A 20821-nucleotide genomic window follows, 5' to 3' on the forward strand; every position below is an offset into this window, starting at 1 on the left:
GCAGGGTGAAAAAGCAGGAATGCTGGCTCATCTGTTGATTGTAAGTAACAACGCAAGCAACAACGTAGGCAACAATGTAAGTCATAATAAAAGGACAACAATATGAATGTTTCTATCAGTGGTCACCATATCAGTGTTACCGACGCTATGAACGCAGCTGTTCAAGAAAAACTTGATAAAATTGGTCGTCATTTTGATCAAATTCAAAGTATTCAAGTCATTTTATCATTAGATAACAGCGGTGCTATAAAGAGCCATAAGGCTGAAGCGATTATGCGAGTCTCGGGTAAAGAGATGTTTGTCCAAGCGCTTGACGATGATATGTATAAAGCCATTAACGAGATGGCAGACAAACTTGATAGACAAGTACGCAAGTACAAAACCAAGTTGGAGAGCAAAAAGACTCAGGGTGCTGGGCGTGATGGACGCTATGAAGAGCTGATGACAGACGATGCTGCTCCAGCAGTTTAATGTTATAGAGTTTAGGGTATTTAAAGGTTAATGATTACTGGCTGATGAAATAATAAATAGTATAAGTAGCCACATTTTTAGAGATCTCTAAATGACATTGCCTAAAACGGAAAAAGACCTCGAACGTTTGCTACGTTGAGGTCTTTTTTATGAGCAATTATTTTTTAAGAACTCATCTTTAAATACATTTCTTTAAGCACATTCATTTTCAAATCAACAGATCATTATTTTGGCTAATTAGCCACCACCGACTGCTTGTACCACTTCGATATTCATACCTTCAGCGATACTTAATTGAGCAAGCTCACTCTTTGGAATCAGTTCACCATCGACTTCTACTGCATAACGACCTTGGCTAAGACCAAGCTCATTGATGACCAATTGCACGGTCTGATGGGTAGTCTGTAGTTTCTTACCATTAACGATAACGGTACTCATAAAATATACTCCTTAATAATTTTTTATCCTTTTGTGCGTATTAATTGTGCGTACTAAGGCGTATCCTCATTTTTAGCTCCATTTTCAAAATGAGGATACGCTATAGAGTGCAACTTACTTATTGTTTGATCGATTGGTTATTTTGCGACCAATTTGTTCATCTTAAATGATGACACTGCTAGCCATAGCCAACCTGCAATCATTAGTACGCCTCCAATAGGCGTGATCGCGCCAAACCAAAGTGGTGCGCCAAGTGTCATCGCATATAAGCTACCAGCAAATATGATAATGCCAATTTGTAATAGCCATGCAGTGATTTAGTAGCATATTTCATGCGAATAAACAGACCAACCAGTAATAAACCCAGCGCATGTATAAACAAATAAAGTGTTGCAGTGTGCCACCATTCGAGTTGTTGAGCACTGGCGATGTTTTTTAGCCCATGCGCCCCAAACGCCCCTAAAGCGACGGCGATGGCCATATTGATCGCCGAAATACCTATCCAATTTAACATGACAAACTCGTATTATCTAAAAACTACCGCTGGTGAAAGACAGGCACTACTGATAGGTAATTGCTACTGAATATCATCTGGCAATATAACGCTATCAATGGTCATTGCCTCGCGGATTTTGTCCATGGCATTTTTTTCGATTTGGCGCACGCGTTCTGCTGAGATAGAGTAGACGGCTGCCAATTCGTGTAAGGTTGATTTTTGCTCAGAGAGCCAGCGCTGCTCCACGATATCGCGTGAGCGCTCATCAAGGGTATCCATTGCCGCGATCAATGCAGATGAGTTACTTTCTTCCCAATCTGCTTCTTCTAACTGCTCGGCAGGATCGATACCATCTTCCAAAAATAGCTGCGGCGCATAACGTCCATCGTCGTCATCGCTAGATTGCGCTTCAAACGAGGCGTCATAAGAGGTAAGCCGCGATTCCATTTCTAACACCTGCTTGCGTGTGACATTTAAGTCCTTGGCAATGGCATCAGCCTCTTCTAGCGTTAGCTGGTTGTTGGTTTTTTTGAGACTACGTAAGTTAAAGAATAATTTACGGTGAGCTTTGGTGGTCGCGACTTTGACAATGCGCCAGTTACGACACATCAAATTCATGAATTTCTGCTTTAATCCAATGCACTGCAAATGACACCAAACGCACGCCCTTATTCGGGTCAAAGCGTTTTACAGCCTTCATTAGTCCCAGATTGCCCTCTTGGATTAAGTCTGCTTGCGGCAAACCATAACCCGAGTAGCTACGGGCAATATGAATCACAAAACGCAGGTGCGACATCACGAGCAGACGCGCCGCTTCTACATCGCCTTCATCATAATAACGATGTGCCAGCTCTTGCTCTTGGATTGGTGTCAAAATTGGGATTTGGTGCACCGTGTTGATATAAGCGCCCAAATTGACCCCAGGCGCTGACAAATGAGTCGGCATCGCTGGCACTAAGTCACGGGTGCTAGTGTCGCCTAAGGCGCTAGCATCATAAGGTGGACGTTGGGCGGCAGCTTTTAATGCGGCATCACGTGCTTCGTTTTTATAGGAGCTGCCTCATCTTTTTATTCGTTTTTGCCGTATCAGTAGAATTATTAGCCATATTCTTGACCTTGATTAAATAGTGACGCAAATAGTCAGATAAAAATCTTTATAGTTGTAATTGTAAAGGATAGCGACACTTAGTTGCTATCAGTTTTAGTAATGATGAAGTGATATATTGTATCGAAACGCTGTGCTGATAAGCTATCCGCTGATGGCTGATCCGTCATGCTATTAACGATTAATCGCAGTTGACTTGCGGCATTTGCTTGCTGGCTTTGTTGACAAAAAGCGGTGATATCAGCCTGTGAGTTGGCATCAGTTGCGACCACATATAATGAACCGCCAGCTGTGACGTCACGTAGTGCCACTTTGGTTTTTAACAGTGGCATTGGACAAGCAAGTCCGCGACCATCGACGAAACGTTGGACATGAATAGGCTGCGTTTCATTCGCCTCATGATCTGTAGTGACAGTATGCGCTAGTAACAAGTCTAACAGGTTGTTGATGTCTTGCTGCTCAGTATCAGACAAATCTGCTGATAAGTTTATAGAATAAGGCGAATATACGGTGGTTGACTGACGATCAGCAGACATAAAATAAACCTTATAAATATTTTGGTTTGTACTAGATTGTATTGAACATTCGCAAACACGCAATGACAGTGCCTGTTCTTCATAAAAGACACTCGGCAGTGACCAGACCCTATAGTCATGAAATGTCATTATATCAAATAGCCGATATGTATTTGAAGTTGAATATAATCAACGTCACATTCAGTTCATTAGAATCACATATAGTCTGTCAAGATAATTTAGATAGAAGGAAGGCGAGCAAAAGTACTAAAAATAGTAGACTGAGCGCGCCTGACACCATATCCATTTTATATGGGATTGACTAAAGACATGTTGCACAATAGTGACGGGCAGCTGAGTTATTGGTAGTCGAATGCAGACTAGAATTGACCTTATATCAGCAAGCTCGTATAGTCGAAAAACGTTTAGTCAAAAAATCAGTCGAAAAAACCTTACTTCAAAAATATCTTATTTCAAAAACACCTTATTTCAAAAACAGTATCATTACTCACTTGCATAGGATACGCACTTGAACCATTTTAATAGACAATCGATACTTGGTAATGCGCCCATGACTCAGGGAAAAAAATGTAAAAGTGCCGCGTGTTCGATGGCATTATCGAGCGCTATTAAATTGGCGTTGTCGGCGGTACTAATGACGATGACCACTGCTGCCATGAGTGAGGATAGTTTTAATAATGCTAATACGAGCAGCAAAGCGAAGGCATCCAATTATAATTCATGGCAAACCACCGGCTCAGAAGAGCTAAATCTGCCCAATTTACGCGGACAAGGCTTGAGCTTCGCTGAGCAATATCAAAATAAATTGCTCGGCGAATGGTCGTTACGGAATGTCAATGGTCGTATCAAAATGGAGCATGATCCTTGGATTCAAGAAACGGTCAAAGACATGACTTGGCGTCTCAATGCGCAAGCAAGGCAGCAAGCGCCGATGGGTTTGGTTATCATTGATAACCCAAGTATCAATGCCTTTGCAGCACCAGGCGGTGTCATTGGACTTAATACAGGGACGATTCTGGCCGCTAGCAGTATGGATGAGCTTGCCAGTGTGGTGGCGCATGAAGTTGCTCACATCAGTCAGCGCCATTACGAAAGTGGTGCTGATGAGCGCAAAAAGGCCTTGCTGATGCAGATAGGCGGTATGCTGGCAGCGATTGCAGCATCAGCGGTCGATGGTGATGCAGCGGCGGCAGTGATGATGGGTAGCCAAACGGCAACGATGAACAGCACGATGGCATTTAGTCGAAATAATGAGCGCGAGGCCGATCGGGTGGGCATGCAAATAATGACCCAGCTATGACCCAAGGGCGATGCCGCGATTCTTTGCCACAATGAATCAACGCAGCCAGCTCAACCAAGTTGAAAATCGATTTTTACCAAGCTTCGTACGCTCGCATCCACTCAGTAACGAGCGCTTAAGTGAAGCACAAAGTCGTGCCCAGCATTATCCCTCATTGTCACTAAATCAGCAGCAACGCCATCAGGCTTTATTTGATCTGCTCTACTGGCGTGTCCAAAGTACGGGTAAACATGCCTCAGAGACAGTGCTAATGACGGCTGCTAAAAATAGCGTAGGTGCCAAATTGGCTCTGATGAACTGGTATGGCGAACAGCAACGCTTTACAGAGGCAAGCGATTTACTGGCTGAAATCAATCGACTGCCGCCTACGCAGCGCCAAAATTTAGAGCCTTTACTATCGATTACTCATAGCCAAATTCTAACGGAGCAGAATAAATGGTCACAAGCGGCGGACGTATTAGCCAGCCAGCAGCGTGTTTATCCTGAGCGTCGTGATCTGCGTCTTTATTTGGCAGAAGCGCTCACCAATAGCAATCAGCCAATCAGAGCCCAAGCATTACTCAAACCACTGACCGAGCAGCAGCCAAGCGACCGTTATGCTTGGCAAAGTCTGCAACTGGCCAATGAAAAACTGGCAAAAACGACCGACTCTGCGTCCCTGAAAAATATTGCCACCATTAACGCGCTACGCTATCGCAGTCATGACCAACTATGGAGTAGTCGTTACGAGAGTGCGTTGACGTCACTCACCCAAGCCAAACAACTGGCGGAAAAACTACAAACCACGGCTCAAGCCAGTAGCGCCCGTCCATTGCTTGCCAATATCAATGCAGAAATCAAAGCAGTAAAAACCGCCAAAGACTTTGAGCCTTAGGCGGTTATTTTTACACTGTCTTCATTAGCTTTTGATGACACTAATTACTGGCCTTGTAGCGCATCTTTCACCAGCTTAGAGATGAGCGCAGGGTCTGCGCGTCCTGCGGTTTTGTTCTTTAATACACCCATCACACTGCCCATGTCACGCATAGAGGTTGCGCCTTGTGCCGCGATTTCCGCATTGACCAAAGCCGCAAGTTCAGCATCATCCATTTGTTTTGGCATAAACTCATTGATGATATCAATCTCAATCAAATGCTCTTTGGTTGCCAGATCATCACGATTGTTTTCTGTAAAAATAGTCAATGACTCATGGCGTTGTTTTAGCTGCTTTTGCAATATATCTAAGACTTGAGCATCATCAAGCTCTATTTGACGGTCAATCTCAATTTGCTTGATAACCGCTTGCACGTTACGCAGTACTTTGACACGCTCAAGCTCACGCGCTTTCATAGACACTTTGACATTGTCTGATAAAGTCTGTTTAAGTTGGCTCATTGTTATTATCCTTATTTGTTAAGAGGTATTTATTCAAATGTTGAGTAGGGTCTGTTTGATGTTCAAACATTAGGGCTGCTGATCGCTAAAATTGCACCAAACTAGGCGAAAACTGACGATAATGTCGAGACCTTAGCTAGGTTTTTAACAACGTTTGGAGCGGTTTTAGCATCAGCCTTTCAGGGCAGTACTCTTTTTTGACAATATATGGCGAAATTGTTTAACCTAGAACGACTAGGCATCAAAAATTTCACTGCATATTGTCTAAAAAATAGTAACTGCCAGCACCACGTTTGAATATCAAACAGACCCTAATAATAAAAATTGTAGCATAAAAAACGCCACTGATATCAATGGATAACAGTGGCGTTAATGTAGCACTTGTACTTAATTAATCGAATTATCGATTAGTACATACGAGTGGTACGAATAGTTTCGCGTTGTAATTTTTCTTATAACGCTTTACGGCAGCAGCTTTTTTACGCTTACGTACTTGCGTTGGTTTTTCATAAAACTCACGCTTACGTACGTCTGATAATACGCCAGCTTTTTCAAGCACGCTTGAAACGACGGATAGCGATGTCAACTGGTTCGTTTTCTTTAACCTTAACTGCAGGCATGAAGACTCCTCGATTAGGATGAGATATAAGGGCATTAGTTTGGCTGTGTATTAGTATTTAGCCGTAATATCTCAAGATTACAGGCATCAGCTCAAACTAGGATAATCTTGCGCATGAGCACAAGGGCAAGCATTTTAATAAAAATGTCAGTTAAGTCAATGATTTTAGCACATTAATCCATATTTATCATTAAGTTGCAAGGTGCAATGCGCAGAGACAATTCTAAAAGTAGTTAGAACGCAGGTTTTTGCTCCAGCTTTAATGAAACTATAAATGCAAAGTATAAAATTACTATGAATAAAAAACCCTACTGTCTATAACGGTTTGGTTGGAGTTTATGCTATGATAATTTGCATATAATAGTCAGCATATTAACCATTTTATGTGTATTTTATTGAGGATGTTGGAATGAAAAAAACAGGACTAAATACAGCGCTAAGCACCGCATTTATCATTGCTCTTGGCTTTGGCATTAGCGCTTGTAGTGGTGAGAAAGAAGGCGAATCACACGAAGTATTGGCAAAAGATCGCGTTGATGAAGCCGCTGAGCTGGCTCGCAAAAACGCACCTGAAGCTGAAAAAATGGAGTTCCCAGAGACGGCTCCAGCGCCAGTAACTGAAGCTGATGGCACCGTAGATGGTGCTGCAACTGCTGAAGCAGGGACGACTGCTACTGATATGACAGATGCAACGGATAGCGATGCTGCTGTCGCTGACAGTGCAGATATGCCAGCTAGTAGTGCAGATGCGCCAGCTGCTGATACGGCGGCAACGCCTACTGCTGACGCTGAAACAGCTACGAACTAATCACGGTTTGTGTGTTGATAGGTTTTGAATTTATGCGCTGTCATAAACAGTCGCTAACATGAAATATCGAATAGAGGTGTGATCATGATAAGTAAACAGCAGCGTATGAATAAACTGGTCTTATCTGCCATTAGTTTAAGTGCGCTATTAGCAATCACTGCTTGTAGTGGTGACAATGCAGCGGTTGAAGAGCCTGCTGTTGTCAATGAATCTGCCGATACAACGGCAGTGGTAGAAGACGCACCTATAGTCGAACCTGAAGTCGTTACACCTGAACCTGTGGCAGATACCGAGACGACGGTCATTGAAGATAAGCCAGTGCAGGAAATCTCCGCGGAGCCTGAAGTGTTGGCTGCGGATGCAGGCGCCAAGCTTTATGAGACCAACTGCAAGGTTTGTCATGAAGGAGGGCTGCTGAACGCGCCGAAATACGGTGATAAAGCCGCGTGGGAGCCGCGACTGGCTAAAGGCACAGAGACGCTGCACATGCATTCGGCAAAAGGCTTTAATAAGATGCCAGCACAAGCCACCGATAAGGTCAGTGAAGCCCAAGTTTACGCGGCTGTAGATTACATGATTGAAGCAGTTAGCTGATCTGATATATTAAGAGATATTGACCATTGAAATTTGTTAAACTGACCGTCATTGTGACTGACAATGGCGGTTTTTTTTATGCACGTTTTTTAGCAGATACGAGGGCGTGTCCTCAATTCAATCGATTAACCTCTAAATAGGCTAGAAATGGCTAAACATTGTCAAACATTGTCAAATAGCTTATTAATATCTCGATAGTATTTACGCTGCTTTCCTTGTTTGACGGCAATTTATCTCATTTTTATCACCATTTTTAAAAAGAGGACACGACCTAAAAGATAGCAACGTTGTAAAAATAATACGCATACCAAAGTATGATAAAGGCAAAAATATGAAAGTATTGGGTTTAGAGACTTCTTGTGATGAGACAGGTCTGGCGATTTTTGACAGTGAGCAGATGAATAGTGACAATCAAGGGCTGGTTGGACAAGTCCTGTATTCACAAATAGAGCTGCACGCACTATATGGCGGCGTTGTGCCTGAGCTTGCCAGCCGCGATCATATTCGTAAGTTGGTGCCTTTGCTTAATGAGTTGTTAGAGCAGTGCAATGTGAAGAAAAGCGAGATTGATGCCATTGCTTATACTAAGGGACCCGGACTCATTGGCGCTTTGATGACGGGCGCATTATTTGGGCGCAGTTTAGCATATGGTTTGGATATACCAGCGATTGGTATTCATCATATGGAAGGGCATCTGCTCGCACCGCTGATGGGTGCCAATCCACCCGCCTTTCCGTTTGTTTCGTTATTGGTCTCAGGTGGGCATACATTACTTATCGCCGCACGTGGTGTCGGGCAATATGAGATATTGGGTGAGTCGATCGATGATGCCGCAGGTGAGTGCTTTGATAAAGCCGCCAAAATGCTAGGCTTGCCTTATCCGGGTGGTCCCAATATTGCCAAATTGGCTGAAACAGGCAACCCAACTGCTTACAATTTGCCAAGACCCATGCTACATCGCGGATTAGATTTTTCTTTTAGCGGTATGAAAACCGCCGTGCATAACCTTATTAAAGACACCGATGGTTCAGGTGGCTCAGGGAATAATGCGGATAGCGATCCGCAAGTTCGCGCCGATATCGCCGCCAGCTTTCAGCATGCAGTCGTCGATACGCTGGTGAGAAAGTGCGTGAAAGCACTGAAGCAAGTAGAGATGAGTCGATTGGTGATTGCAGGCGGTGTCAGTGCCAACACTCATTTGCGTGAAACTTTGGAGAGCGAGCTTGCTAAGATAAATGCCACTGTGCATTATGCGCCGCCTGCATTATGTACCGATAATGGGGCGATGATTGCTTATGCCGGTTATGAGCGCCTGCATACAGGGCAGTCTGATGATTTAGCGGTGAGCTGTGTGCCGCGTTGGCCGATGACTGAGCTACCAGCAGTGTAAAGACGGCTTTGCTCAATACTATTTCCGTTAACCTTTATTAACCTAAGGATGAACTATGCAGTGGCTTGCTATTGGACTAGGGGCTGCCATTGGGGCTTGCCTGCGGGCATGGTTGGCTCGCTTTAATCCGCTGCATCACTGGATACCCCTTGGGACGCTTGGTGCCAATGTATTGGGTGGACTATTAATAGGGTTGGCACTGGTGTGGTTTGAGCGCGTGGGCAGCAGTTTATCGCCCAATGTCCGACTATTTGTGATTACCGGTTTTTTGGGCGGATTGACCACCTTTAGTACTTTTAGTGCAGAAGTTTTTACCTTTATCAACGCTGGTAAATTATTAGCAGGTTTGGGATTGGGGACTACATCTGGGACTGACGTTGCTAGCAACGGCTACCGGATTTTACTTCTTTAAGCTGGTTTTATAAGCTTTGATAGATGTCATTCGCATAATGGTCTAATATAGTGGTTCCATTATACCAGTCTGTTTTAAGTGGTCTATTAATAGGTTTTCGAGACTTTTTAGCTGGTTCCCTTGGGGTATACTTTTAGTTACCTTCGATCTTGTCCATATTATTAGTCCCAATCACTTCGATTGGTTTGGTCGCTATGCGGCAAAAATGGTAAAAGTGAATTCCGTGTCGGTTATCGCCGTATTATTAGTATTATGTATGGTATATAAGTGCCATATTATGAAGCCGCATCTCTCTTTTATCATTACAAAACCAAACCCTCATTCACCTATTACCTATATTTAACGAGACATTATCAAACAGGTAATAAGTACGCGCTATTCAGCCACAGTCGTTACTCTTCTTTAACTTTCATAAATCTACGTAACACCATAATCCGTTATCATTTCCTTTGTCGACAGAACGAAGTTTGATCATACTGTTTGAGCGTCTTTCTCTCAAAAAAGATGGATAACAAAAACTAAGATTTATAGCCAGTGTCAATTAAAAAGGAAATAACGATGAAAATTATTATGTTTAAAAAAATCGCCGTAGGCTCAGTATTAGCAATCTCTACCTGCCTAGCCATGGTTGGTCAGGCACACGCGGCACCGTCTAACCCTACTCACTATGGAATGAATGTAAATGATGGTCCATTGTCTAAACTGAACCTAACCAAAAAAAAGCCAAATTCAAGCGATTCAAAAATCAAATCATAACAATGGTAAAAACGGTTATAAAAATAACCATGCGGCAATCTCAAAAGTACTGACCGTATCACAGCGTAATCAGTTAGAAAAAATGAGAGCTGGAAATAGAGCAAAACGTGGTCAATAAAATGGTCACAACCAAGGTAAATATAATCAAAATCAGAACCACAACCGTCATCGTTAATTAAAAAAGACAGGTTTGGCTTAAAATATGTTTTATCAGCATTATGATGAGCAATGGTATATATAAAGGATCGCGCTCATGAAGAATAATTTGGTTCGTATAAAATCCCAAGTATTATTTAGCTTAACATTATTTATTTTAGCCATGGTGCCTGTCACCTCTACTTTTGCCATCCTGCCCATGGCATCGGAAATTTTTCAATCTGAGTCATCTTTCACTGCGTTTAATGATGAAAAAACCCTAACGGCTGATGATTTTTTCTACCGAAAATAGTAAACAATTGAAAATCATAGGATTATTGCTTCTAGTGAGAGAGCAACATCCTCAAATTCCATTAATGAGTATAAGCATAAATCTGACCTTAAAAAGCAGTCAAATTTTATGAAGTATGATTGAGTTTGTAGAATAGTCGCAAGCGGTAATCACCCACGATAATAAGAACCCTTATAAAAGGTGTCCCTATCGCTGACTTGTGTTAATGCTTAAATGAAATTTCGCACACTCTTTATAATAAGTACTTTATTGTAGATACAGCCTTAAACTGTTCAGAAAGTACACTGCCACTATTTAGATAACTAAATTCGTTACCATCATTAGCCTACAGCCAAAGGTTCAAGTCCTCACTAGGGTACCGTTATTTACCATAACGCTCGTCATAGCGTAAGAAAGCGGATGATATTTCTCAACTGGAATAATTTAGTAGATAGTGAAATACTACAACTACACACAATACCTTCTAACAAATTCGCAAAACCTTGCATATAAGCGGTATCTTGGCTCGATGTGCGCGTCGCTGCATATAGCTGACAATGCACACCCGTACCCAATGGACGCGAGACGACCCAGCCTTTTTTCTCATATTCAGCAACCACCCAATCAGGTAACGCCGCCACACCGCGTTCACTAGCAACCAATTGAATCAGCATCGCCGTCAACTCTGTAGTGCGAATACTATCAAAGCTTACCTGCGCGGGGGTCATAAAGTTGGCAATAATATCGAGACGCTTGGCTTCCACTGGATACGCAATCAGGGTTTCATTGGTTAAATCATCTGGCTCAATAAATTCTGCGCCGCCAAATCATGCGTTGGTGATAGCACCAAGCGACTTTCATACTCAAATAACGGCTGATAGCTGATACCGTCTATCGGTAAATCGCTGGTGGTAATGAGTAAATCGATATCACCTTCCATCAATAAGTGGTGCGGCTCTGGCTCAAAACCTGTCGCAAAATCTAGCTCTACATCAGACCATTCGCGGCGGTAATGATTGAGTATCGGCATTAGCCAATCGAAGCAACTGTGACATTCAGAGGCTAGCCGTAATCTACCCGCTTGACCGTGAGCTAAGCGTTTAAGATTGGATTTGGTACGAGTGACCTGCGGCATGATGCTATCTGCCAATGCCAGTACCGTTTTACCTGCTGGCGTAAAAGCGGGCGTGTTCGGCGATTGACCAAGCTGATATCGTAATAATTCTCTAGCTCTTTTAACTGATGCGAGACCGCGGAAGCCGTGACGTGCAATTCATCGGCAGCCGCCGCCAATGAGCCATGCGCTCGTAGCGCGGTTAAGGTATTGAGATGACGAAGCTCTAACATAAGACAACCTAACCGCTAAAGTGAGAAAAATTCATTATAATTGATATAGCGCTGATTTTCATTCAAAGTCTGATTTTTAATCAGCAATGCTAAATGAGCAATGGCAAACTAGCGTCGACGTAATAATAGCTGCGAAATAATCACCAATATCAGCGAGGCAACCAGTAAAATTGTCCCAATGGCATTGACCTCTGGTTTGAGTCCTACTCGTACCATCGAATAAATCCGCAGCGGTAAAATCTCATAACTGGGCCCCGTGACAAAGGTAGAAACCACCACATCATCGAGTGATAAGGTAAAGGCGAGCAACCAACCTGCCATCACTGCGGGCAGAATGACAGGAATGAGCACGGTACGCACCATCGTTGATTCACTAGCGCCCAAATCGCGTGCGGCTTCCATCAAGCGTTCATCCAGACTGCTCAATCGTGCAAACACCGTGATGACTACAACGGTAAGCAAAAAGTAATGTGCGCGAGTAACAGCGAGACGAACCCTAATTGCAACCCTATTAATAAGAATAATGCCAATAATGAAATAGCGAGTACAATTTCAGGCGACATCATTAATACAAATAACAGCCCATTTAGTAAGCCTTTACCGCGAAAGTTATAGCGATGTAGCGCGAGAGCAGTTAGCGTTCCTATCAAAGTTGAGACGGTGGCTGCGACCAATCCCAATACAATAGAATGCCAAAAAGCATCGAGCATCGCTTGGTTATGCAGCGACTCATACCACTTTAAGCTAAAGCCGCCCCAGTTATAGCCGACTTTTGACTTATTAAAGGACATGACGACTAAGACGATAATTGGCAAATACAGCATAGTATAAATGAGACCAAGATAGCCTTTAGCCGCGATACTGCCAATCTTAATAGACGATCTTTTTTAGTTGCCGAGCTATTCAGTTGATGATTCAGTGAACTATCAGACATTAGGCCACCTCATTAAAGTCGGTCTTGCCAATGCGGCGACTACTGGCACGGTAGGCGAGAATAATACTGCCATTGCTAGTGTTAATAACACGCTGGCAGCTGCGCCAAATGGCCAGTCACGCGCATCCAAGAACTGGTTTTTGATGATATTGCCGACCAATAAATTGCGTGAACCACCCAAAATATCTGCCACATAAAACATACCCATTGCAGGCAGCAGCACCAATAATACCCCTGAGATAATGCCAGGCGTCGTCAATGGCAATGATATGCCAAAAAGTCTGAGTCTTTGATGCGCCCAAATCCTGTGAAGCGAGTAGCATGTCATGGCGCAAATCGGTAAATACTGCGTATAACGGCAACACCATAAATGGGAACAATAAATATGTCAAACCAGCAATCACCGCCACTTGCGTGTATAAAATCGATAGGAGTATCGATGATACCGATTGCCAGCAGTGATTTATTGATCAAACCATTATTGGCAAATAGCAGTTTAAGCGCATACGTCCGCACCAAAGAGTTGGTCCAAAATGGTAGGATTAACAGCATCATGAGTAGTGGCTGCCAACGCGTTTTGGCCTTGGCTATCAGCCAAGCAAAAGGGTAGCCAAGTAACAAGCAGATAATGGTTGTGATACCTGCCATCCATAACGAATGAATAAATACGCCAAAATATAGCGGATCAATCATGCGTATATAGCTGTCGATGCTGACAGGCAAGCTAATAAAAGCACTGCTATCGCGGCTCAAAAACTGACAGCGATGACTAAGATATTTGGTAATAGCGCAAATATTAATAACCAACCCCAAATCAGCCAGAGCGTTACGGTACGAAAAGGACTTTTGCTGCCTAAGCTATGACCTGCCATCAGCTAATATCCTTTTGAGCAGCTAAACTGGCAGCTTGATGATTGGCTTCATCATCAAGCGTACCGTCTTCTGGTAGTACCCACTCCCAGCCATCGACCCATGATACTTTGACACCTTCATTTAACTTGTAATCAAAGCTTGGATCATCCTCATCAAAGAATTCAGAAGCCTTAATAATGTGACCGTTTGCTAACTCAATAATCGAATCTAAGGTGCTACCTTTATAGTTGCTTTCTCAATCACTCGCCCGAGTAAGCCACCATGTTCTTTATCATTGGGGTCATAAATCGTAAATCTTCAGGGCGTAGCAATAAATTAACGATATCGCCCACTTGTACATCGTTAGCAAAATCAGGACGGCGTAAATTGCGTAAGGTGGTCGGACCGTCTTGCGCTTGTGCTTCACAAACTTCGACTTCGATACGGCCATTGGTCACGCGACCGTCGCGATCTGGTTGGTTAGGATAAACGCCTCTGACTTCCGCTTTAAACAAATTGGTCTCACCGATAAACTTGGCGGTAAATAAATTCGCTGGCGTTTCATAAATCTCAATAGGCGTGCCGATTTGCTGAAAAGTGCCATCTTTCATTACGGCGATACGATCCGACATTGATAGTGCTTCTTCTTGATCGTGGGTGACAAATACAAAGTGATGCCAAGCTCTCGTTGCAGCCGTTTAAGCTCAGATTGCATTTGCAAACGCAGTTTATGATCGAGCGCAGATAGGGGCTCATCAAGTAGCAACAGTTTAGGACGATTGATGACGGCTCGTGCAATGGCGACACGCTGCTGCTGACCACCAGACAAGTCTTGTGGTCTGCGATTGGCTAAATGCTCCAGCTGTACCATGGCGAGCATCTCGCGCACGCGGGTTTGAATCTCATCTTTTGGTACTTTTTGAGCTTAAGCCCGTAAGCACGTTTTGCGCGACACTCATATGTGGAAACAAGGCGTACTGCTGAAATACTGTGTTCACGGGACGTTTATCCGCTGGCAAGCCTGCCATCTGTACGCCGTCTAGAAAATTGCCCCAGCGTTTGGCTGCTCAAAACCAGCGATTAGGCGCAGTAAGGTTGTTTTACCGCAGCCTGATGGACCAAGCAGCGTCAAAAATTCACCGTGCTTGATATCAAGATTGATGTCTTTAAACTTCAGTTTGATCATAGGTTTTTTTAGACCAGTCAGTTGCAGTAGTACTTTGTCATCTTGAGGTGATGCAGAGGCTCTGTGCATATTTGGCGGTGAATTGGTCATAATATTATTCCGACGTGTCCGACATCGCAGTACAGCTATTTATTTAGGACACTGTGGTCAAGGTGATTTGATATGGATATAAGCGATGGGTGTAAACCCGATTTGGTCGCCGCGTATTATAACAAACCCTTGATATAAATCAGTGCAAGTTCGTTATAAGTTCTGCGAGCAACACGGTTACGCTGTCAATGGCTGTTGATGCTTGATAGTTTGGTGTTGTCTGTTTGATGCTCGGTTTTGGCTAACGCATTTCTGTTTTTCAGTTTCACTTCCAACTTTATAATTCTGTATGATTGGCAATAACTGCCATTCTATGACGATATTTAAACAAAATTTTTTATCATTTTTTGGTTTTTATTCCTATACAATCACGGTATGGCAGACAAACATAATGTGCCTGATAGGTTAGTAGCCATTCGCAAATCTATGTTTGAATACATGTGTGGAAAGCTGTTTATAACGCTAATATTATTAATGATAAAGGATGTCTTATGCCTAACGATACACGCCCGAAAACTGGTCAAGAAGCTCTTGCGCTTTTAAAAGAAGGCAATATGCGCTACATAGATAGTTTGACCACCACTGACCCAACAATGCAAAGACGACCTGAATTGGTTAAAGATCAAGATCCATTGGCCATTATTTTGGGTTGCTCGGATGCACGAGTACCAGTTGAGATTGTATTTGATCAAGGCTTGGGTGATTTGTTCGTTATTCGAGTCGCGGGTAATGTCGTCGCGCCTTCACAGATTGGCTCGATTGAATTTGCGGCCGAAAAGTTCGGTACAAAATTGGTGGTCGTGCTTGGGCACTCACATTGCGGCGCTGTCACGGCTTGTGTTGAGACACTGATCAATCCTGAGAAAAACTATTCACCCAACTTGCAGTCGATTGTCGATCGCATTCGCCCAAGCGTTTATAACTTGCATGAGCTTGCCACTGCCAATGGTCAAGATGTCGATGCCGACGAGTTGGTCGATCGCTCTATCCGCGCCAACGTCCGTATGTCAGTTAGCCAGCTCAAACATGGCTCGCGGGCATTAGAGGACTTAACCAATAGCGGTCAATTGCTGGTCGTGGGTGCAGAGTATGATTTGGAGACAGGAAAAGTACGTTTCTTAGACAGCTAATTAATAGGTTAAATGGGTAGCACCCAGTGTGCGCTCTTACAAAATCCACTCAATGCTTTCGCGATTTTTTATTATGATAAAAGGGTCAAGCGCGTAAAAAATTCACGCGCTTGCTTTTAAACTCTCTATTTTGTCAATATTAGGATGACTATGTCTATAGCAAATACTGGCTCAGCCACTGATAATAATAACGAATCACTTATCGCTCAACCAACGAGCAGCGTCAATACCGATGGTGTGCAGCCTATCTCAGCACAGACGACAGGTTTTACTTTTAACCACACCATGCTACGTGTCAAAGATCCTGCCAAGTCGTTGGCGTTTTATACCGGTGTCCTTGGTATGACTTTGCTGGCGGTAAAAAAATTCCCTGACATGGGTTTTGATTTATATTTTTAGCCAAGTTAACTGAAAGCGAGCGCGACAATTTGCCCGCGGGTGATGATTTGGAAATCTTTGCCTTCCGTCAACGCGGCATCTTAGAATTGACCCATAATTATGGTACCGAAACGAAAGCTGACTTTAGTTACCATGATGGTAATGGTGAGCCACAAGGCTTTGGACATATCTGTTTTAGCGTACCTAGTCTCGATGAAGCGGTTGCTTGGTTTGATAAAAATAATGTCGAATTCAAAAAACGTCCAGAAGATGGCAGCATGAAAAACATTGCCTTTATCAAAGATGTTGATGGCTACTGGATTGAAATTGTACAAGCAGATTTAATGGGCTAGCTTGACAGGCTGGTACGTCAATACGTCAGTTAATCTAGGACATACCCCAGTCAAACAATCAATTAATCGAGTGAATGGAAGCATAAAGCCAACCAACCAAAGGAGTGACGTCTAGATGCCTACCTCTGAGGCAGAAACGACAGTAAATACCAATATAGCGGCTGAACCAGTAACGACGGATGTACTGACATATCAAAGCATCATTGATTCAGCAAATGAGATAGTGGTTGGCTTTGTTGAACGCATTCCCTATTTTATCGCATCAATTATTGTTATTCTGATTTTTTGGTTTCTATCGATTGTCTTCAAAAAGTGGTATACAAACTTTTAGGCAGTCGCAGTCGGCATCAGAACTTGGTTAAAGTGTTTCAGCGAGTAGGCGGCGCACTCATCATTTTTATCGGTTTTATGATTGCTATGGTGATTGCCGTGCCCGGATTTACCCCTGCTAAGCTGATTGGTGCACTCGGTATTGGTTCCGTCGCTATTGGTTTTGCCTTTAAAGATATTTTTCAAAACTTGCTCTCTGGTATTTTGCTGCTAATCTCAGAGCCGTTTCGCATCGGTGATCAGATTGTCTCAGGCGACTATGAAGGGACGGTTGAGGATATTAAGATAGCGCCACGACTATCAAGACGTATGACGGTCGGCAAGTGGTTATTCCCAATTCTGATTTGTATACCTCAGCATTGACTGTCAATACCGCCTATAAGCAGCGCCGTTTGCAAGTGGCTGTTGGTATTGGCTATGAAGATGATATCGAAGCAGCAAAAGCTGAGATTCTGCAAGCGTTAGATAAAGTCGAAAGCGTATCGAAGAAAGCGCAGCCAAGTGTGATTGCTACGGGTTTTGGTGATTCAACGATTGATTTGATGGTACGTTGGTTTATCGAAGACGGCACCCAAGCCAACAAAGTGACCTCGATTCATCAAGTGATCGTTGAGATTAAGAGCGCACTCGATGCAGCAGGCGTCAACATTCCATTCCCGATACGCACGATAGATTTGAGTGATCCATCAGTGACATCGATTGTGAATAAATTGCATGAGCAAAAGGCGATCGATGTTAATAACGATGTTAATAAAGCAGCGGCAGAGTAATTTGTTTAGCGCGTTATTTTAAAGAACGGCCTTTTACACAAAATTTTCGAAATAAAAATCCGCCATATCAAATGACATGGCGGATTTTTTTACGATATCAATTTATGACAATTTAGTCAGTTTTGACTTTAAAATCGGTATGACATGATTTACAGCTGGCGCCGACTTCACCAAAGGCTGGTTTGACATCATCGATGCTAGTGGCTGTTTGTGCAGCAGCGTTCAGCTCAGCAGTGACTTTTTGAAAGTTTTCTGCTTCTGCGCGAAAACCATCGGCATTTGACCAAACGGCATCAGTCGCATTGCCAACGGCTTCTTTATTTTCAAAATGAGTCCAAGGCGTAGCAGCGTCTTCTGCTAAAAATGCGGCTTGCTCTTTGAATACGGCGGCATCAAAGGTGTCAGGTGCTTTCATCATATCACCCATGACACCCATCGCATCACCATAGCTTTTCATGCTATCTTGGCGGGCTTTTACATCAGGGTCAGTGGCAGTGCTACACGCTGTTAGACCTAGGGCGGCTGCCATCAATGTGATGCCAAAGATAGATTTTAATGATTGGTTGGTATGAAACTGTGCCATGTGAATTACTCCTGTAAAATTGGTTAGTAGTAGGCGCGCTTATAAACGCTGGCTTTACATACTATTTTTAAGTATCTGCCCTTAAAGGCTTCTTCTAAATCGAAAGGTTTCTTTTAAATACTGCTTTTAAATAAAGCGTATTGTTATAAAAATTACCTCATCATCTTTTGGAAACGCATTCGCTTCTAAAGGATTTTTCCAACAATAGTTTTCATTGTAACGGTTATCCGTGCAGTGGACGTAAATTTAGTTGTTATATCATCGTAATTTTTGAGTCAGTGACTTTCGCTCATATAAATTTGCGCCCATATAAATTTGCGCTCATATAAATTTGCGCTCATATAAAAAGGTCAGCGTGGATAGCTGACCTTCTTGATACTCTCTAAAGACAAGCTAATAAATACCTTAGCCTTTATTATATTCACACATATAGAGTCAACCAATCGCGTGGTTTTAGATAAAAATCGGTCAATGCAAACTCAGGCGAGCCTTCAGTCGGCTCAAAGCGATAATGCCAGCTGGCAAGCGGCGGCATACTGACTAAGATAGACTCGATACGACCATTGCTTTGTAGTCCAAATAGCGTGCCGCGGTCATAAACAAGGTTGTACTCAACATAGCGACCACGGCGATAGAGCTGAAATTCGCGCTGTGCCTCGGTATAAGGGGTATCTTTACGCTGCTCAAAGATGGGCATGATACCGTCAAGATAACCGTTGCCGACCGCCTTCATAAAATTAAAACAGGTTTCAAAGTCCCAGCCGCGACTTTCTGTATTGACATCATCATAAAACAAGCCGCCGATACCGCGTTGCTCATCACGATGACGTAGGTGAAAATACTCATCACACCATTGCTTAAAGTCAGGGTAGACGCTGTCACCAAAAGGCGCGCACAGATCATGACAGACTTGATGCCAATGCACGCAATCAGCGAGTACGGGATAAAACGGCGTCAAATCAAAACCACCACCAAACCACCAAATAGGGTCTTCGCCCTCAGCTTCAGCAACGAACAAACGCACATTGGCATGGCTGGTTGGGACGTTCGGGTTTTTGGGATGGACAACCAATGAGACCCCCATGGCTTGGGCTTTACGACCAGCGATATGGGGATGGCGTGCAGTGGCTGAAGCAGGCAAGTTATGCACGTGAATATGACTGAACATTACACCCGCTTTTTCAATCACCTCACCATCTGCTAGGACACACGAGCGACCGCCGCCGCCTTCAGGACGTTCCCAGTCATCAGGCACAAAGGTTGCATTGCCGCCACCATCGCGCTCTTGCGCCTCTAAGGCTTGACAGATACGAGCCTGCAAATCGACCAGAAATTCACGCACACGCATGATGTCGTTATTGGCTGGCACTGTTAAGTCTGTCGCTGATAGCTCTGTCTTATTATCTGTATTTGAAATACTCATAAAATATCTATTTATTTAGTGTATTGATGTCTATTTATTAAGATGTAACGCGGTATTGAAATCTTTATCTAATAAATGACCCATGCGGTCGCGCTTGGTCGCTAAATATTCAGCATTCATATCATTCACCCCAACCAATAAAGGCACGCGTTCCACGACATTAATACCGTGCTCGGTTAGATAAGCCACTTTGTCTGGATTGTTGGTGATGAGTCTGACGGCGTCAACACCGATATGAGCGAGCATCGGGCCGCACATATCATAAATGCGCGCATCAGCGGGTAAGCCCAACATGAGGTTGGCATCTAAAGTATCATGACCTTGGTCTTGCAGGGCGTAAGCGCGAATCTTATTGGTCAGACCAATACCGCGACCTTCTTGGCGCAAGTATAATATCGCCCCGCAGCCAGTTTCTTGTATTGCCTGCATCGCCGTGTTGAGCTGCGGTCCACAGTCACATTTTAATGAGCTAAAAGCATCGCCCGTCAAGCATTCTGAATGAATACGAATCAATGGAATGGTTTTTTGCTCGCGTGGCGTCCGTTTGACTCGGGGAGTTGTCCGCCGTATGTTGATCGACGACAGGCAGACCGACAGTCAGCATCACATGCTCTTGACCTTCGTCGTTTTCAAAGATATGAATATCAAACTCGCCATGACGAGTAGGTAGTTTGGCACTGGTAATAAATTGATATGACATTAATGTCCTGCATAAGCCG

General features: G+C 43.5%; 21 protein-coding genes and 8 pseudogenes. 12 read left to right on the top strand and 17 right to left on the bottom strand.

What is annotated here, in order from left to right; genetic code table 11:
* The first annotated feature begins 102 nt into the window (after positions 1 to 102).
* On the top strand, positions 103 to 471 hold the full coding sequence (hpf, locus tag G7Y90_RS05270; RefSeq protein WP_045443369.1) for a ribosome hibernation-promoting factor, HPF/YfiA family: 369 nt from the start codon (positions 103 to 105) through the stop codon (positions 469 to 471).
* A 237-nt stretch (positions 472 to 708) separates the two neighbouring features.
* Here the strand turns inward: hpf and thiS are convergent, their stop codons facing one another.
* The 4 genes and pseudogenes from thiS to G7Y90_RS05290 all read right to left on the bottom strand — a co-directional run bounded on the left by thiS (position 709) and on the right by G7Y90_RS05290 (position 3046).
* Entirely contained in the window at positions 709 to 909 is a 201-nt protein-coding gene (gene thiS / locus G7Y90_RS05275; RefSeq protein WP_250163588.1) for a sulfur carrier protein ThiS, read from the bottom strand.
* A 137-nt stretch (positions 910 to 1046) separates the two neighbouring features.
* Positions 1047 to 1423, bottom strand: a pseudogene (locus G7Y90_RS05280) (DUF423 domain-containing protein).
* A 63-nt stretch (positions 1424 to 1486) separates the two neighbouring features.
* Positions 1487 to 2351 (bottom strand): annotated as a pseudogene (gene rpoH, locus G7Y90_RS05285) (RNA polymerase sigma factor RpoH).
* Between the two features lie 239 nt (positions 2352 to 2590).
* Positions 2591 to 3046 carry a sulfurtransferase TusA family protein gene (locus tag G7Y90_RS05290; protein WP_201603862.1) on the bottom strand — a complete coding sequence of 152 codons (456 nt, stop codon included), beginning with the start codon at positions 3044 to 3046 and terminating at the stop codon, positions 2591 to 2593.
* A gap of 508 nt (positions 3047 to 3554) precedes the next feature.
* On the opposite strand from G7Y90_RS05290, the gene G7Y90_RS05295 reads away from it, so the two are divergent.
* The gene (locus G7Y90_RS05295; protein WP_250163589.1) at positions 3555 to 4346 is read left to right on the top strand and encodes a M48 family metalloprotease; all 792 of its coding nucleotides are present in this window, start codon (positions 3555 to 3557) and stop codon (positions 4344 to 4346) included.
* A 10-nt stretch (positions 4347 to 4356) separates the two neighbouring features.
* On the top strand, positions 4357 to 5220 hold the full coding sequence (locus G7Y90_RS05300; protein WP_250163590.1) for a tetratricopeptide repeat protein: 864 nt from the start codon (positions 4357 to 4359) through the stop codon (positions 5218 to 5220).
* A 44-nt stretch (positions 5221 to 5264) separates the two neighbouring features.
* On the opposite strand, the gene G7Y90_RS05305 is transcribed toward G7Y90_RS05300, so the two are convergent.
* Both G7Y90_RS05305 and rpsU read right to left on the bottom strand, forming a co-directional pair.
* Positions 5265 to 5720, bottom strand: a complete 456-nt coding sequence (locus G7Y90_RS05305) for a GatB/YqeY domain-containing protein (protein ID WP_250163591.1) — start codon at positions 5718 to 5720, stop codon at positions 5265 to 5267.
* Positions 5721 to 6127: 407 nt separating this feature from the next.
* Positions 6128 to 6340: pseudogene (rpsU, locus tag G7Y90_RS05310) on the bottom strand (30S ribosomal protein S21).
* Between the two features lie 408 nt (positions 6341 to 6748).
* Here rpsU and G7Y90_RS05315 point away from each other — a divergent pair.
* The 6 genes from G7Y90_RS05315 (at position 6749) to G7Y90_RS05340 (ending at position 10747) form a co-directional block, all read left to right on the top strand.
* The gene (locus G7Y90_RS05315; RefSeq protein WP_250163592.1) at positions 6749 to 7147 is read left to right on the top strand and encodes a hypothetical protein; all 399 of its coding nucleotides are present in this window, start codon (positions 6749 to 6751) and stop codon (positions 7145 to 7147) included.
* 84 nt (positions 7148 to 7231) lie between these two features.
* Positions 7232 to 7741 carry a c-type cytochrome gene (locus G7Y90_RS05320; protein ID WP_109591187.1) on the top strand — a complete coding sequence of 170 codons (510 nt, stop codon included), beginning with the start codon at positions 7232 to 7234 and terminating at the stop codon, positions 7739 to 7741.
* A gap of 331 nt (positions 7742 to 8072) precedes the next feature.
* On the top strand, positions 8073 to 9131 hold the full coding sequence (tsaD, locus tag G7Y90_RS05325) for a tRNA (adenosine(37)-N6)-threonylcarbamoyltransferase complex transferase subunit TsaD (protein ID WP_250163593.1): 1059 nt from the start codon (positions 8073 to 8075) through the stop codon (positions 9129 to 9131).
* 55 nt (positions 9132 to 9186) lie between these two features.
* On the top strand, positions 9187 to 9543 hold the full coding sequence (locus G7Y90_RS05330; protein ID WP_250163594.1) for a CrcB family protein: 357 nt from the start codon (positions 9187 to 9189) through the stop codon (positions 9541 to 9543).
* 558 nt (positions 9544 to 10101) lie between these two features.
* Positions 10102 to 10299: a hypothetical protein gene (locus tag G7Y90_RS05335; protein WP_250163595.1), complete on the top strand. Its 198-nt coding sequence runs from the start codon at positions 10102 to 10104 to the stop codon at positions 10297 to 10299.
* Positions 10300 to 10552: 253 nt separating this feature from the next.
* Positions 10553 to 10747, top strand: a complete 195-nt coding sequence (locus G7Y90_RS05340) for a hypothetical protein (RefSeq protein ID WP_250163596.1) — start codon at positions 10553 to 10555, stop codon at positions 10745 to 10747.
* Between the two features lie 380 nt (positions 10748 to 11127).
* Here G7Y90_RS05340 and G7Y90_RS05345 read toward each other — a convergent pair.
* From G7Y90_RS05345 to G7Y90_RS05370, 8 genes and pseudogenes are all read right to left on the bottom strand, one after another.
* A pseudogene (locus G7Y90_RS05345) lies at positions 11128 to 12073 on the bottom strand (LysR family transcriptional regulator).
* A gap of 108 nt (positions 12074 to 12181) precedes the next feature.
* Positions 12182 to 12535, bottom strand: coding sequence for an ABC transporter permease subunit (locus G7Y90_RS18870; RefSeq protein ID WP_502937401.1), 354 nt, complete (start codon positions 12533 to 12535; stop codon positions 12182 to 12184).
* Complete coding sequence (locus tag G7Y90_RS18875; RefSeq protein WP_502937402.1) at positions 12520 to 12897, bottom strand: hypothetical protein; 378 nt, start codon at positions 12895 to 12897, stop codon at positions 12520 to 12522. Before G7Y90_RS18875 ends, G7Y90_RS18870 begins: the two co-directional genes overlap by 16 nt.
* A gap of 102 nt (positions 12898 to 12999) precedes the next feature.
* On the bottom strand, positions 13000 to 13272 hold the full coding sequence (locus G7Y90_RS05355) for an ABC transporter permease (protein WP_250163597.1): 273 nt from the start codon (positions 13270 to 13272) through the stop codon (positions 13000 to 13002).
* A gap of 59 nt (positions 13273 to 13331) precedes the next feature.
* Positions 13332 to 13760: an ABC transporter permease gene (locus tag G7Y90_RS05360; protein WP_250163598.1), complete on the bottom strand. Its 429-nt coding sequence runs from the start codon at positions 13758 to 13760 to the stop codon at positions 13332 to 13334.
* The gene (locus G7Y90_RS17740) at positions 13757 to 13879 is read right to left on the bottom strand and encodes a hypothetical protein (RefSeq protein ID WP_284143834.1); all 123 of its coding nucleotides are present in this window, start codon (positions 13877 to 13879) and stop codon (positions 13757 to 13759) included. Before G7Y90_RS17740 ends, G7Y90_RS05360 begins: the two co-directional genes overlap by 4 nt.
* Positions 13880 to 14119: 240 nt before the next feature.
* Positions 14120 to 14491: an ATP-binding cassette domain-containing protein gene (locus G7Y90_RS05365; protein WP_250163599.1), complete on the bottom strand. Its 372-nt coding sequence runs from the start codon at positions 14489 to 14491 to the stop codon at positions 14120 to 14122.
* Positions 14470 to 15135: pseudogene (locus G7Y90_RS05370) on the bottom strand (ATP-binding cassette domain-containing protein). The gene G7Y90_RS05365 and the pseudogene G7Y90_RS05370 overlap by 22 nt, the downstream one beginning before the upstream one ends.
* A gap of 491 nt (positions 15136 to 15626) precedes the next feature.
* On the opposite strand from G7Y90_RS05370, the gene G7Y90_RS05375 reads away from it, so the two are divergent.
* The 3 genes and pseudogenes from G7Y90_RS05375 to G7Y90_RS18425 all read left to right on the top strand — a co-directional run bounded on the left by G7Y90_RS05375 (position 15627) and on the right by G7Y90_RS18425 (position 18096).
* The gene (locus G7Y90_RS05375) at positions 15627 to 16265 is read left to right on the top strand and encodes a carbonic anhydrase (RefSeq protein WP_045443399.1); all 639 of its coding nucleotides are present in this window, start codon (positions 15627 to 15629) and stop codon (positions 16263 to 16265) included.
* Between the two features lie 150 nt (positions 16266 to 16415).
* Positions 16416 to 16996: pseudogene (gene gloA / locus G7Y90_RS05380) on the top strand (lactoylglutathione lyase).
* Between the two features lie 115 nt (positions 16997 to 17111).
* Positions 17112 to 18096 (top strand): annotated as a pseudogene (locus tag G7Y90_RS18425) (mechanosensitive ion channel family protein).
* 112 nt (positions 18097 to 18208) lie between these two features.
* Here G7Y90_RS18425 and G7Y90_RS05395 read toward each other — a convergent pair.
* The 3 genes and pseudogenes from G7Y90_RS05395 to ribA all read right to left on the bottom strand — a co-directional run bounded on the left by G7Y90_RS05395 (position 18209) and on the right by ribA (position 20802).
* Entirely contained in the window at positions 18209 to 18679 is a 471-nt protein-coding gene (locus G7Y90_RS05395; RefSeq protein WP_045452554.1) for a c-type cytochrome, read from the bottom strand.
* A gap of 421 nt (positions 18680 to 19100) precedes the next feature.
* Positions 19101 to 20102, bottom strand: a complete 1002-nt coding sequence (hemF, locus tag G7Y90_RS05400) for an oxygen-dependent coproporphyrinogen oxidase (RefSeq protein ID WP_250163601.1) — start codon at positions 20100 to 20102, stop codon at positions 19101 to 19103.
* Between the two features lie 30 nt (positions 20103 to 20132).
* Positions 20133 to 20802, bottom strand: a pseudogene (gene ribA / locus G7Y90_RS05405) (GTP cyclohydrolase II).
* Between the last annotated feature and the right edge of the window lie 19 nt (positions 20803 to 20821).

The sequence above is a fragment of the Psychrobacter sp. WY6 genome (genome assembly GCF_018448495.1).
Classification (GTDB): Bacteria; Pseudomonadota; Gammaproteobacteria; order Pseudomonadales; family Moraxellaceae; genus Psychrobacter.

Coding starts and splice junctions, on each gene's coding strand:
- hpf (WP_045443369.1), top strand. CDS start 103: ATGAATGTTTCTATCAGTGGTCACCATATCAGTGTTACCGACGCTATG.
- thiS (WP_250163588.1), bottom strand. CDS start 909: ATGAGTACCGTTATCGTTAATGGTAAGAAACTACAGACTACCCATCAG.
- G7Y90_RS05290 (WP_201603862.1), bottom strand. CDS start 3,046: ATGTCTGCTGATCGTCAGTCAACCACCGTATATTCGCCTTATTCTATA.
- G7Y90_RS05300 (WP_250163590.1), top strand. CDS start 4,357: ATGCCGCGATTCTTTGCCACAATGAATCAACGCAGCCAGCTCAACCAA.
- G7Y90_RS05305 (WP_250163591.1), bottom strand. CDS start 5,720: ATGAGCCAACTTAAACAGACTTTATCAGACAATGTCAAAGTGTCTATG.
- G7Y90_RS05315 (WP_250163592.1), top strand. CDS start 6,749: ATGAAAAAAACAGGACTAAATACAGCGCTAAGCACCGCATTTATCATT.
- G7Y90_RS05320 (WP_109591187.1), top strand. CDS start 7,232: ATGATAAGTAAACAGCAGCGTATGAATAAACTGGTCTTATCTGCCATT.
- tsaD (WP_250163593.1), top strand. CDS start 8,073: ATGAAAGTATTGGGTTTAGAGACTTCTTGTGATGAGACAGGTCTGGCG.
- G7Y90_RS05330 (WP_250163594.1), top strand. CDS start 9,187: ATGCAGTGGCTTGCTATTGGACTAGGGGCTGCCATTGGGGCTTGCCTG.
- G7Y90_RS05335 (WP_250163595.1), top strand. CDS start 10,102: ATGAAAATTATTATGTTTAAAAAAATCGCCGTAGGCTCAGTATTAGCA.
- G7Y90_RS05340 (WP_250163596.1), top strand. CDS start 10,553: ATGAAGAATAATTTGGTTCGTATAAAATCCCAAGTATTATTTAGCTTA.
- G7Y90_RS18875 (WP_502937402.1), bottom strand. CDS start 12,897: ATGCTGTATTTGCCAATTATCGTCTTAGTCGTCATGTCCTTTAATAAG.
- G7Y90_RS17740 (WP_284143834.1), bottom strand. CDS start 13,879: ATGGCAGGTCATAGCTTAGGCAGCAAAAGTCCTTTTCGTACCGTAACG.
- G7Y90_RS05365 (WP_250163599.1), bottom strand. CDS start 14,491: ATGTCGGATCGTATCGCCGTAATGAAAGATGGCACTTTTCAGCAAATC.
- G7Y90_RS05375 (WP_045443399.1), top strand. CDS start 15,627: ATGCCTAACGATACACGCCCGAAAACTGGTCAAGAAGCTCTTGCGCTT.
- G7Y90_RS05395 (WP_045452554.1), bottom strand. CDS start 18,679: ATGGCACAGTTTCATACCAACCAATCATTAAAATCTATCTTTGGCATC.
- hemF (WP_250163601.1), bottom strand. CDS start 20,102: ATGAGTATTTCAAATACAGATAATAAGACAGAGCTATCAGCGACAGAC.